Source organism: Pseudoxanthomonas broegbernensis, from assembly GCF_014202435.1.
In the GTDB taxonomy this organism is placed as follows: Bacteria; Pseudomonadota; Gammaproteobacteria; order Xanthomonadales; family Xanthomonadaceae; genus Pseudoxanthomonas; species Pseudoxanthomonas broegbernensis.
In genome coordinates, this window is the sequence record NZ_JACHGU010000007.1 from 1 (window position 1) to 12,716 (window position 12,716).

Sequence of the window (12,716 nt, forward strand, 5' to 3'; positions counted from 1 at the left end):
CGGCAAGCCGGTGCACATCCTCACCACCAGCGCCAGCCCGCGCCGCATCCTCAACATGACCGCCATCGCCGCCGTCGACGCGCAGATCCGGCAGCGTGAAGAACTGGAGCGAGAGGAAACCAAGAAGGCCGCCGCTCGCCGCTACCAGAGCCGTTTCGAGAGCACGGTGCGCGCGAAGAAATAGCGATACGCCGCGCCGCCTTTCGTCCCGGCATCGTCGTCCGGTCGAAGCGTGCCGGCATCGCCTGCGCGTGCCGGGCAAGCCCGGCGACGCGTCATGGACGGCCCCTGTTCCCCGCGATCCGCAGCCTGGCTGACGCCTCGCATCAGTGGGATATCAGGTCGATGACGCTACACATGGAAGGAACGTCGTCGAGAGGGATCGGATGTGATGCAAAAAGTGAAAACCGGGCGCGGGATGGGGCTGTTGGTCATCGTCCTCGCGGGCTCGGCCCTGCTGCAGGAAGCGAACGCGGGCCCTTGGGAAGTCGGGGGGACGGGCGTGGACAGCAAGAGGAAGGTCAAGGCGGAGGTGGCGCTGCGCGATAGTTCCGGCGCCCGGGTATGGGCACGCCCCGTGCTGGGCTATGCGCATCCCGTCAACGAGAGGATGTCGTTCGAGGTGTCCCACGGCTATGGCGTGATCGATCGCCCCGGGTACCGCGCATCCGGCGCGCGCGACCTGGACGTCAAGTTGAAGTACCAGTTGGCCCGGGAGTCCCCGACCGGGCTCGCATGGCTCGTCGAGCCCAAGCTCGGCGTGCCGGTGGGCGACGACCGCAAGGGAATCGGGCGCGGCAGGCATGCCGTCGAGCTTCCGCTTCGAGCGAGCCGGACGGTCGATGCGACGACCTATACCGGCGAGGTGCGCTACACCCACGTGCTGGGCGGCGACCACGGCCAGCGGCTCTGGGGCGTGGGAGGGCTGGTCGAGCATGTGCCCGGCCCGGCATGGGTGCTCGGGGTGGATGTGTTCGCCGATACGCCGGTGGATCGCGCAAGCCGCTACCACGTCCGGTCCAACGTGGCCGCCAAGTGGAGGCCCACCGCGGCGTTCGAGGTGCAGGGGCTTGTCGGAAGCACGCTCACCAACAGGCGCGGAGAAGAGCAGGTCTCCTACAAGGTCGTGCTGGAGTACAAGTACTAGGGATGGCCGGGAAGCTGACGCCGACCTGACAGCATGGATGCGGCGGCTGTCAGGTGCACATGGGTATACAGGATCGGCCGAATTGCGGCAGATGATCTGGAGTCACGTCATGACTGCATGGTTCAAGTACGTATCCATCGCACTCCTGTCGGCGGCCGCCTCGGGACTGTTCGTCCACGGGGCAGCCGCGCAAACCGGGCAGCCCGGGCCCGCATACCACGAGGGCGTGGTCCAGCCGACCGCGGCGGTGCTGCCCTTCGAGCAGCTCGAGCGCATCGCGGCCGGCGAGATGGCGCACGTGACCGAGCTTGAGGTCCGCGACCTGCTGCTGAAGGCGAAGGGGTTCGACGCGCAAGGCATGAAGGTGGAGGTGCTGCTGGACCGCCGGGACGGCTACGTGCTCTCTCGCCGGATCAAGGCTCCCAAGCACATGCAGCGGTACGCCCCGCATCCGGCGCCCAACCTGCGGGTGCGCTAGAGACATCGCCCTTTTCGGGAGATGCAAGCGCGAGGCGGCGTCGCTGGCTCAGAACCACCCGCGCACGCCGGCCACCCAGCGCGTCCGGCCCGCCGGCCCGCCTTCGTCGCGGCGATGGTCGGCGGTGCCGCCGAAGCCGCGTTCGTGGGCCAGGCCGATGTAGGGGGCGAAGCGGCGGGTGATCTCGTAGCGCAGGCGCAGGCCGGCTTCCACGGAGGACAGGCCCGAGCCGATGCCGCGCCGGGGATCGCTCCCGGCGTTCAGTTCCGCCTCCAGCGTCGGCTGCAGGATGAGGCGATGGGTCAGCAGCAGTTCGTACCCGGCCTCGACGCTGAAGCCCGCCCGGCCGCCGTCGCCGAGGTAGGCCATGGCCGACATTTCGAACTTGTACGGCGCCAGCCCTTGCACGCCGATGGCGGCCCGGGTCCGCGACGGACCCGGTGCGAAGTCGTGGCGCGCGCCGGCCACCAGGTCCCACCACGGGCCGATGGCGTGGCCGTAGAGCGCTTCCAGGTGGGCCGAATCGGTGCGGCCATGTTCGCGCTCGCCCTCGCTGCGCAGCCATAGGCGGCGGACGTCGCCGCCGATCCAGGCGCTGCCTTCCCAGGCCTGGCCGCGACCGGACGTGGCGTCCCAGGCCTCGAAGCGATCGAAGCGGACCAGGCTGTGGATGCCCTCGCCATGGGGGGCGTGGGCATGGTGCAGTGGCGGGAAGGCGGCCGCGCGGTCGGCCTCGGTCGGCGGCGGGACGGGCGCATGCGGCGTCATGGCCGGTACCGCCACGGCTGCGGTGCGCGCCGAGGGTCCCTGCACGGCGGGATGGTGCGCATGCGTGGCGCGCGCGTCGTCCTGGGCGGGCTGCCGGTGGCCGGCATGAAGACCGGCGCGGGTTGCCGGGTCCGTCGCAGCGGATACGCCCGGCACGGGCTCGTCCCGGCGGTTGCCGGACGAGTCGTGCGCGGCACCGTGCCGATGGCCGGCGTGCGGGTCGGCGGCGACGTCGTGCAGGGAGTGTGCATGCGGGTCGGGGCGAGTCGCCGGGTCTTGCGGTGCCGGTACGGGCCGCCCCGCATCGCCGGCCTGCGCGTGCGACCACGCCGGGGTGCAGGCCAGGAGGACGGCGCCGGCCAGCGCGACCCGCGCAGGCCGTGGTGCGAGCGCGCTCATGCCCGCTCCTCCACCCGCACCTCGCGCATCATCCCCGCTTCCATGTGGTAGAGCAGGTGGCAGTGGTAGGCCCAGCGGCCGAGCGCGTCGGCGCGCACGCGGTAGCTGCGGCGCGTGCCCGGCGGCATGTCGACGGTGTGCTTGCGCACCTGGAAGCCGCCCTGCACGTCCTCCACGTCGCTCCACAGGCCGTGCAGGTGGATCGGGTGCTGCATCATGGTGTCGTTGACCAGGACGATGCGCAGGCGCTCGCCGTAGTTCAGGCGCAGCGGCTCGGCGCCGGAGAACGGGATGCCGTCGAACGACCAGGCGAACTTCTCCATGTGCCCGGTCAGGTGCAGCTCGATCTCGCGGCCGGGATCGCGCCCGTCGGGGTCGTCGAACAGGCTGCGCAGGTCGGCGTAGGCCAGCACGCGGCGGCCGTTGCCGCGCAGGCCGATGCCCGGGTCGTCCAGGCGCGGGCCGGTGGGCGCGGACTGCATGTCCACCCGTGGGTTGCCGCGCTCGCTGGCCGGATGCATGGCCGCGGCGGCGTGGCCGGCGTGCGTGCCGCCATCGCCGTGCGCGGCGGGCCCATGGCCGCCGTGCATGGCCGCCCCGTGGCCGCCGGAGCCGTGCCCGGCCGCTTCGCCGTCGTGGCCGGCATGCGCGCCATGGCCCATGTCCTCCATGGTCAGCAGCGGGCGCGGGTCGGGCACGGGCACCGGCGCGGCCAGCCCATGGCGTACGGCCAGGGTGCCGCGGGCGAAGCCGGTGCGGCCCATGTCCTGGGCGAAGAGGGTGTAGGCGTCCTGGCCGGAAGGCTCGACGATCACGTCGTAGGTCTCGGCGGCGGCGATGCGCAGCTCGTCCACCGTCACCGGGTGCACGTACTGGCCGTCGGCGGCGACCACGGTCATCTTCAGGCCGGGGATGCGCACGTCGAAGTAGGTCATCGCGCCGGCGTTGATCAGGCGCAGCAGCACCTTCTCGCCGGGCCGGAACAGGCCGGTCCAGTTGCCGGCCGGGGCGATGCCGTTGAGCAGGTAGGTATAGGTGTGGCCGTTGACGTCGGACAGGTCGCTGGGCGTCATCCGCATCCGGCCCCATGCGCCGCGGTCGGCCAGGGTGGCGCGCAGGCCGTCCTGGCGCGCATCGCGGAGGAAGTCGCCGGCGGTGCGCTTGTAGTGGTTGTCGTAGGAGGGCGCCTTCTTCAGGCGGCGGAACAGTGCGTCCGGCGCCAGGTCGGTCCAGTCGGAGAGCAGCAGCACGTGCTCGCGGTCGTAGCGGTACGGCGGCGGCTGCAGCGGGTCGACCACGATCGCGCCGTACAGGCCGGCCTGTTCCTGGAACATGGAGTGGCCGTGGTACCAGTAGGTGCCCGACTGCCTGAGCGTGAACCGGTACAGCCAGCTCTCGCCCGGGGCGATGCCGTCGAAGCTCATGCCCGGCACGCCGTCCATGTTGGCCGGCAGCAGGATGCCGTGCCAATGGATCGAGGTCGGCGCGGCGGCCAGGCGGTTGCTTGCGCGCACGCTCACGGTATCGCCCTCGCGCCAGCGCAGGGTCGGCGCGGGCAGGCGGCCGTTGACGGTGATCGCCTGCCGCGGCCGGCCGGTGATGTTCACCTCGCTGGCGCCGATGGCCAGGTCGAAATCGGTGCCGTGCAGGGTTTCCGGAATGGCGGTGCCGCCGGCGTGCGCGGGGATGCGCAGCAGCCCGGCGCCGCCGGCCAGGCCGGCCAGGGCCAGGCCCTGGACGAAGCGGCGGCGCGGCAGCGAGGGGGGCGGGGAAGGCGGGAAGTTTTCGGTCATGGGGATTCCAGCGGATCGCGCGGGCCTGCATGCGCCGGTGCCGATGGTCGGGGTAAAGGTCGGGGGCGGAAACGGCGGCCGCCATTGCACACCCTGGAGCCGCATCAAGGTCAAGCGCCGGGCGGCCGGTCCGCTGCGTCGCCGCGGCGCGCTCGCCCAGCGTCCGGCTCAGGCCTCGGTGCGCTCGGCGGCCGGCACCTGCGCGGCCAGCCAGGCGCGCAGCGAGGCCGGCTTCACCGGCTTGGTCAGCAACTGGTACCCGCGCAGGCGCACCTGGCGCTTGAGTTCGTCGCGGCCGTCGGCGGTGAGCAGCGCGCCGGGCAGGGCGCCGCCGGCCTGGCGCAGCGCGTCCAGCGTCTCCAGGCCGTCGAGGCGGTCGTGCAGGTGGTAGTCCACCAGCATCGCCTGCGGGGCGCTGTCGGCCATCCGCGCCAGCGCCTCGTCCACCGTGCTGGCGGTGATCGCCGTCGCCTCCCAGCGCGCGAGCAGCACGCGCATGCCGTCGAGGATCTCCCTGTCGTTGTCCACGCACAGCACCCGCAGGCCGCCCAGCGTGCCCGGCGTGGGCAGGACCGGCGGCGGCGGCGCGGCCGGCTCGGCGGCCGCCTGCGGTACGGCGATGGAGAACATGCTGCCGCGCCCCACTTCGCTGCGCGCGTCCAGCGCGTGGCCGAGCAGGCGCGAGATGCGCTGGCAGATCGACAGGCCCAGGCCCAGCCCGCGCTCGCCCCAGTCGAACGGCTGCTGGTAGCGATGGAACTCGTCGTAGATCTGGCGCATGTGCTGGCCGGGGATGCCCGGGCCGCTGTCCCAGACCTGCAGCACCACGTCGCCGCCGCGCGTGCGCATGCCCAGCACGATGCGGCCCTGGCGGGTGTAGCGCAGGGCGTTGGCGAGGAAGTTCTGCAGCACGCGGCGCAGCAGGCGGCGGTCGCTGCGCACCGTGCAGGTGCGCGCGCGCACGCGCAGGTCCAGGCCGCGGCCGGCGGCCACCGGGGCGTACTGGGCGGCCAGCTCGTGCAGCAGTTCGCCGGCGTCGAACACGGTCGGGTCGGCCTGCAGCGCACCGGTGTCCAGGCGGGAGACGTCGAGCAGGCCGTCGAGCAGTTCCTCGGCCGCGCGCAGTGAGGCGTCCACGCGCTCGGCCAGGTGCCGCTGCTCCTCGGGCGGCTGGCCGCCGTCGCGCAGGGCCGAGGCGAACAGGCGCGCGGCGTTGAGCGGCTGCAGCACGTCGTGGCTGATCGCGGCCAGGAACCGGGTGCGCGACAACTGCGCGTCCTCGGCCTCGCGGGTGCGCGCGGCCACGCGCTGCTCCAGGGTCTCGTTGGCCTCGCGCAGGGCCTGCTCGGCATGCTTGAACGCGGTGATGTCGTTGTAGCTGGTGACATAGCCGCCGCCTGGCAGGGCCTGGCCGCGCATCTCGATCACGCTGCCGTCCGCGCGCACGCGCTCGTACACGTGGGCGTTGCCGGCACGCATGTGCTCGATGCGCTTGTGCACGTGCTCCTCCACCGCGCCATCGCCCAGGTCGCCGCGCTGGGCGTTGTAGCGGATCAGGTCGGCGACCGGGCGGCCGACGTAGAGCATCCCGGCCGGGTAGCCGAACATCTGCTGGTAGCGGCGGTTCCAGGCCACCAGGCGCATCTCCGGGTCGACCACGCTGACCCCGGCGCTGATGTTCTCCAGCGTGGTGGAGAGGATCTGGCGGTTGAAGCGCAGCTCCTGCCCGGCCTCGTCCAGCAGCGCCACCACCTCGCCCAGCTCCATGCCCGAGCCGCGCAGCGCGCTGGTCAGCACCAGGCGCGCGGAGGCCGCGCCGATGGAGGCCGCCAGCAGGCGCTCGGTGAACTGGATCCACGCCCGGTCGGCCGCCGCGGCCGCGTGCAGGTCGCGGCCCAGCGCGACGGCCTGCTCGGAGAACGCGCGCCGGGCGTGGCGCTCGCCGACGATGCGCACCGCCAGCGCCTGCAGGTCGCCGATGCTGACGTTGCCGGTCCATTCGCCCTGGGCCAGGGTCTGGCGCTCGGCGTACGGGTCCAGGAACGGGGCGATGCGCAGGCGCTCGTCCACGCCCGGGCGGCCGCGCACCGACACCACCATCAGCACCGCGCTGTTGAGCAGCAGCGACCAGAACGTGCCATGGGTCAGCGCGTCCCAGCCGCTGAGGCCGAACAACTGCTGCGGCCGCAGCCAGCCCAGGCCGAACGGGCCCTCGTGCATCCACCGCGCCTGGAACAGGCCCGAGTCCGACAGCGCCGGCAGCAGCAGGGTGTAGAGCCAGGTGGCGAAGCCCACCAGCAGGCCGAACTCCACCCCGCGCCGGCTGGCGCCGCGCCAGTACAGGCCGCCGATCAGGCCCGGGGCGAACTGGGCCACCGCGGCGAAGGCCATCACCCCGTAGGCGGCCAGGGTGGTGTCGCCGCCGATCCAGCGGTAGTACCCGTACGCGCACAGCGACAGCAGCAGGATCGAGGCCCGCCGCACCCACAGCACCAGCGAGGCCACGTCGGCCGCGGCGTGGCGTTCGCCCCAGCCGCGGCGCAGCAGCACCGGCATCACCAGGTCGTTGCTGACCATGGTCGCCAAGGCGATGCTGGCCACGATCACCATGCCGGTGGCGGCGGAGAAGCCGCCCACGTAGGCGACCAGGGCCAGCGCGTCGCGGCCGCCGGCCAGGGGCAGGGCCAGCACGAAGGTATCGCTGGCGACCTCGCCGCCGCTGCCGAACAGGGCCACGCCGGCGGCGGCGATGGGCACCACCATCACCGATATCAGCAGCAGGTAGCCGCCGAACATCCAGCGCGCCTTGCGGATGTCGGCCACGTCGCCGCATTCCACCACCGCCACCTGGAACTGGCGCGGCAGGCAGACGATGGCCAGGAAGCCGAGCAGGGTCTGGGAGACGAAGCCCACCGGCGGCGCCTGCTGGAACAGGGTGTGCGCCGAGTCGGCGATGCGCAGCCCGTTCCCGTCCAGCCACATCCAGGCGAACACGCCCACCGCCACCATCGCCACCAGCTTGACCAGCGACTCCAGGGCGATGGCCAGCATCATGCCGTGGTGGTGCTCGGTGGCGTCGACCTGGCGGGTGCCGAACAGCGCGGCGAACAGCGCCATCAGCAAGGCCACGTACAGCGCCGGGTCGGCCACCATGCCCGCCTGGCCAGGTTCCTGGCCCGACAGCACCGACAGGCTCATCGCCACCGCCTTGTACTGCAGGGCCACGTAGGGCACCACGCCGATCAGCGCGATCACCGCCACCAGCGTGGCCAGCCGCCGCGAACGGCCGTAGCGCACGGAGATGAAGTCGGCGATGGAGACGGTGTTCTGGCTGCGCGCGATCAGCGCCAGGCGCTCGATGATGCGCCAGCCGAACAGCAGCAGCAGCAGCGGACCCAGGTAGATGGGCAGGTAGCCGATGCCGTTGCGCACCGCGCTGCCGACCGCGCCGTAGAACGTCCACGACGAGCAGTACACCGCCAGCGCCAGGCTGTAGACCACCGGGCGCAGCCACGGGCGATCCGGGTACATCGGACGGCGGTCGCCGAACCAGGCCACCGTGAACAGCAGCGCGGCGTAGCCGACCGACACCAGCAGCAGGATCCAGCTCGGGACCAAGGCCGCTCTCCGTCACTTGACCGGGCGAGTGTACTGCCCGCATGGGCGGCATTCGCCGGCCGCTTGCCTGCGCGGCGCAATACCGGCAAGCTCGACAGCGCTGTCAGACAGTGCCGTAGCATGCGCGCATGGTGCGCCGGCATGCCGGTTTCCGGGGCGAGGGGCATGCAGCAAAACCAGAACGTGGCCACGGCCGCACATCCGCGCGCGGCCGCCGAGCGCCTGCCGCTGCGCGAGAAGATCGGCTACGGCGTGGGCGATTTCGGCTTCAACCTGTACTGGGCCAACATCTCGGCCTTCCTGCTGATCTTCTACACCGACGTGATGGGCCTGGCCGCCGCCGCGGTGGGCACCATGATGCTGGTCACCAAGCTGGTCGACGCGGTGACCGACCCGCTGATGGGCGCGATCGCCGACCGCACCCGCACCCGCTTCGGCCGGTTCCGGCCGTACATGCTCTATGGCGCGCTGCCGCTGGCGCTGACCGGCGTGTTGACCTGGACCGTGCCGGACCTGGACGGCGGCGGCCGGCTGCTGTGGGCCTATGCCACCTTCACCCTGATGATGCTGGCCTACACCGTGCTGAGCATGCCGTACTCGGCGCTGTCGGGGGTCATGACCGCCGACAGCCAGCAGCGCACCACCCTGATCAGCTTCCGCTTCATCGCCGCCTTCGCCGGCACCACCCTGGTCAACTGGCTGACCCTGGATCTGGTGCGCTGGCTGGGCCGGGGCGACGAGCCGCTGGGCTGGCAACTGACCCTGGGCCTGTACGGGGCGGTGGCCGCGGTCGTGTTCTTGGTGGTGTTCGCGACCACGCGCGAGCGGATCGAGCCGCCGCCGCAGCAGCGCAGCGCCGTGCGCCAGGACATCGCCGACCTGCTGCGCAACAAGCCGTGGCGGGTGCTGTTCGTGCTGGCGCTGGTGATCATGGTCACCATCGTGATGCGCAGCGGCACGCTGGTGTACTACCTCAAGTACCACGTCGACCGGCCCGAGCTGACCGGCCTGTTCCTGGGCTGCTACTCGCTGGCCCTGGCCGCCGGCGCGGCGCTGACCCCGGTGCTGACCCGCTTCGTCGACAAGCGCAGCGCGATGATCTGGCTGATGGTCGGCGTGGGCCTGATCAGTTGCGCGATGTACTTCCTGCCCAAGGAGCAGATCTGGACGATGCTGGCGCTCAACACCCTGGTGGGCCTGCTGCTGGGGCCGAAGTCGCCGCTGGCCTTCTCCATGTACGCCGACTGCGCCGACTACACCGAGTGGAAGACCGGCCGCCGCGCCACCGCGATGACCTTCGCCGCGGCCACGTTCTCGCAGAAGCTGGGCGGCGCGGTGGCCTCGGCCGCCATCGCCTGGATGCTGGCGGCGATGGGCTACGTGGCCAACCAGGCCCAGTCCGACGCCTCGCGCCTGGGCATCGTCCTGCTGCTGACCGTGATCCCCGGCGTGGTGGCGCTGCTGGCGGCCTGGGTGATGCGCGCCTACCCGCTGGACGACGCGGCGCTGGCGCGGGTGCAGGACGAGCTGCGCGCGCGGCGCGAGGCGGCGGCATGAACGCCGGTCCACATGCTCCGGCGCCCTACGGCTTCGTCGAGCAGGGCCGGCGCTTCGTCCTGGCCAGCCCCACCGCCATGCCGCAGGCGTCCACCTTCCTGTGGAACCGGCGCATGCTGCTGCAGCTCAACTGCCGCGGCTACACCACCGCGCAGTTCATGCAGCCCGAGCCGGCCAAGTACGCGCACGCGCCGATGCTGGAGGCCAAGACCTTCATGCAGCCGGAGCAGCCGTACTACGCGCACCACCCCGGGCGCTTCTGCTACGTCAAGGACGAGGACAGCGGCCTGCTGTTCTCCGTGCCGCACGCGCCGGTGAACCGGGAAGCGGATGCGTTCGCCTTCTCCGTCGGCCTGGGCCAGGTGGCCTGGACGGTGAGCAACAACGGCATCGAGGTGGAGATGGCCGTGGCCCTGCCGCTGGACGAGGTGGCCGAGCTGTGGACCGTGCGCGTGCGCAACCGCTCCGGTCGGCCGCGGCGGATCAGCCTGTACCCGTACTTCCCGGTCGGCTACATGTCGTGGATGAACCAGTCCGGCGTCTACCGGCCCGACCTGGGCGGCATCGTCTGCGCCAGCGTGGCCCCGTACCAGAAGGTGGCCGACTGGTTCCGCCAGCGCGACTTCATGGACCGTACCGTGCTGTTGCACGAGCGCGCGCCCGACGCGTGGGAGGCCAACCAGGCCGCGTTCGAGGGCGCGGGCGGCCTGCACGCGCCCTCCTCCATCGCCGGCGTCGAGCAACTGGCCGGCGGCGACGCGCTGTACGAGACGCCGACCGCCGCGCTGCAGTACCGCATGCGCCTGGCGGCGGATGCGCAGGAGGAATACCGCTTCCTGTTCGGCCCGGCCCGCGACGACGCCCAGGTCGCCGCCCTGCGCGAGCGCCACCTGTCCGCGTCCGGCTTCGCCGATGCGTCCGCGGCCTACGCCCGATACCTGGAGGGCGCCCGCGGCTGCCTGCGCATCGAAACGCCCGACCCGTGGCTGGACGATTTCGCCAACCACTGGCTGCCGCGCCAGGTCTACTACCACGGCGACTCCAACCGCCTGACCACCGACCCGCAGACCCGCAACTACCTGCAGGATCACATGGGCATGGCCTACCTGCGGCCGGACACGGCGCGCGCGGCCTTCCTGCATGCGCTGTCGCAGCAGGAGCCCAGCGGCGCCATGCCCGACGGCATCCTGCTGGTGGAAGGCGCCGAGCTGAAGTACATCAACCAGGTGCCGCACACCGACCACTGCGTGTGGCTGCCGGTGTGCCTGCAGGCCTACCTGGACGAGACCGGCGACGACGCGTTGCTGGATGCGCCGGTGACCGACCGCGAAGGCAGCGCCGCCAGCGTCGCCGAGCGCATCGACCGGGCCATGCGCTGGCTGCTGGCCCAGCGCGACGAGCGCGGGCTCAGCTACATCGCCCAGGGCGACTGGTGCGACCCGATGAACATGGTCGGCTGGAAGGGGCGCGGCGTGTCCGGGTGGCTGTCGCTGGCCAGCGCCCACGCCCTGAACCTGTGGGCCGGCATCTGCGAGCGACACGGGCGCGGCGACCGCGCGCAAGCCTTCCGCGAGGGCGCGGAGGCCTTCAACGCGGCGGTCAACGCGCACCTGTGGGACGGCGACTGGTACGGCCGCGGCATCACCGACGACGGCGTGGCCTTCGGCGTGAGCGCCGACCCCGAGGGCCGCATCTACCTCAACCCGCAGAGCTGGGCCATGCTCAGCGGCGCGGCCGACGCGCCGCGCCGGGAGCGCCTGCTGGCCGCGGTGGACGCGCAACTGGTCTCGCCCAGCGGCGTGGCCATGCTCGACCCGCCCTATACCGGCATGCGCGAGGACGTGGGCCGGCTGACCCAGAAATTCCCCGGCTCGGCCGAGAACGGCGCGGTGTACAACCACGCCGCCGCCTTCTACCTGCACGGCCTCTACCAGGCCGGCGAATCGGACCGCGCCTGGGGCGTGCTGCGGGCGATGCTGTCCGGCCCGGACCTGGACGACTGCGTGCGCCGCGGCCAGTTGCCGGTGTTCGTGCCCAACTACTACCGCGGCGCCTGGCGCCTGCATCCGCGCACCGCCGGCCGCTCCAGCCAGTTGTTCAACACCGGCACCGCGGCCTGGATGTACCGCTGCCTGGTGGAGGCGCTGTTCGGCCTGCGCGGGGAAGGCGAGGGCCTGCGCATCGCCCCGCAACTGCCCTCGCACTGGCCGCGCGCACGGGCCTGGCGGCGCTTCCGCGGCGCCGAGTTCGAGGTGGAGATCGAGCGCGTGGACGGCCTGGCGCAACCGCGGGTGCGCGTGGACGGGCAATGGCTGGACGGGCAGGTCCTTACCGCCATCGCGCCCGGCCGCCGCTACCAGGTGCGGGTGGAGCTGCCGCGGGCGCCTGCGCCGGATGCGGCCATCGCCGCGGGCGCGGGCGCATGAACGCAGGCGGGGGGAGCGCGGTGCGCGTGGCGGTGGCGATGGGCGTGTCCGGCAGCGGCAAGACCACCCTGGCGCGCGCGCTGGCCGCGGCCTGGGACGCCACCTTCCTCGATGCGGACGACTTTCACAGCGACGAAGCCAAGGCGCGCATGGCCAGCGGCCAGCCGCTGACCGACGCCATGCGCCGGCCCTGGGTGGAACGCATCGCCGCCGACCTGTCGCGCCGGGTGGCCGCCGGCGAGCGGGTCACCCTGGCCTTCTCCGGCCTGCGCCGCGGGCACCGCGACATGCTGCGCGCAGCCGGGTTGCCGCTGCGCTTCCTGTTCCTGCACGGGGACGCGGGGCTGATCGCCGCGCGCATGCGCGCGCGCAGCGGCCACTACATGCCGGTGACGCTGCTGGACAGCCAGTTCGCCACCCTGGAGGAGCCGGTGGGCGAGGCGGACGTGGTCGAGCTGGCGGCCGCGCTGTCGCCCGAGGAACAGTTGCAGCGCGCGCTGGCCGCCGTGGCCGCTCCCCCGTAGGACGCG

General features: G+C 72.3%; 9 protein-coding genes. 6 read left to right on the forward strand and 3 right to left on the reverse strand.

What is annotated here, in order from left to right; all coding sequences use genetic code 11:
* The 3 genes from HNR76_RS12800 to HNR76_RS12810 form a co-directional block, all read left to right on the forward strand.
* Positions 1-184: hypothetical protein (locus HNR76_RS12800; protein WP_221301496.1), on the forward strand; the 184-nt coding region annotated here is incomplete at its 5' end.
* Between the two features lie 207 nt (positions 185-391).
* Complete coding sequence (locus HNR76_RS12805) at positions 392-1,147, forward strand: hypothetical protein (RefSeq protein WP_162311495.1); 756 nt, start codon at positions 392-394, stop codon at positions 1,145-1,147.
* 109 nt (positions 1,148-1,256) lie between these two features.
* Positions 1,257-1,625: a hypothetical protein gene (locus HNR76_RS12810; protein ID WP_162311496.1), complete on the forward strand. Its 369-nt coding sequence runs from the start codon at positions 1,257-1,259 to the stop codon at positions 1,623-1,625.
* Between the two features lie 48 nt (positions 1,626-1,673).
* Here HNR76_RS12810 and HNR76_RS12815 read toward each other — a convergent pair whose 3' ends face one another.
* The 3 genes from HNR76_RS12815 to HNR76_RS12825 form a co-directional block, all read right to left on the reverse strand.
* Positions 1,674-2,792 (reverse strand): copper resistance protein B, encoded by a 1,119-nt coding sequence (locus HNR76_RS12815; protein WP_162311497.1) that lies wholly within the window; start codon positions 2,790-2,792, stop codon positions 1,674-1,676.
* The gene (locus HNR76_RS12820) at positions 2,789-4,585 is read right to left on the reverse strand and encodes a copper resistance system multicopper oxidase (RefSeq protein ID WP_162311498.1); all 1,797 of its coding nucleotides are present in this window, start codon (positions 4,583-4,585) and stop codon (positions 2,789-2,791) included. The genes HNR76_RS12815 and HNR76_RS12820 overlap by 4 nt, the downstream gene beginning before the upstream one ends.
* Positions 4,586-4,753: 168 nt before the next feature.
* Positions 4,754-8,203 (reverse strand): hybrid sensor histidine kinase/response regulator, encoded by a 3,450-nt coding sequence (locus tag HNR76_RS12825; RefSeq protein ID WP_162311499.1) that lies wholly within the window; start codon positions 8,201-8,203, stop codon positions 4,754-4,756.
* 165 nt (positions 8,204-8,368) lie between these two features.
* Between HNR76_RS12825 and HNR76_RS12830 the strand changes: the two genes are divergently transcribed.
* The 3 genes from HNR76_RS12830 to HNR76_RS12840 are packed head-to-tail and all read left to right on the forward strand — an operon-like array spanning position 8,369 to position 12,710.
* A complete protein-coding gene (locus HNR76_RS12830; RefSeq protein WP_162311500.1) occupies positions 8,369-9,760 on the forward strand; it encodes an MFS transporter in 1,392 nt (463 codons plus the stop codon).
* A complete protein-coding gene (locus tag HNR76_RS12835; protein WP_162311501.1) occupies positions 9,757-12,186 on the forward strand; it encodes a GH36-type glycosyl hydrolase domain-containing protein in 2,430 nt (809 codons plus the stop codon). The genes HNR76_RS12830 and HNR76_RS12835 overlap by 4 nt, the downstream gene beginning before the upstream one ends.
* The gene (locus HNR76_RS12840; RefSeq protein ID WP_246429140.1) at positions 12,183-12,710 is read left to right on the forward strand and encodes a gluconokinase; all 528 of its coding nucleotides are present in this window, start codon (positions 12,183-12,185) and stop codon (positions 12,708-12,710) included. Before HNR76_RS12835 ends, HNR76_RS12840 begins: the two co-directional genes overlap by 4 nt.
* Positions 12,711-12,716 lie beyond the last annotated feature (6 nt).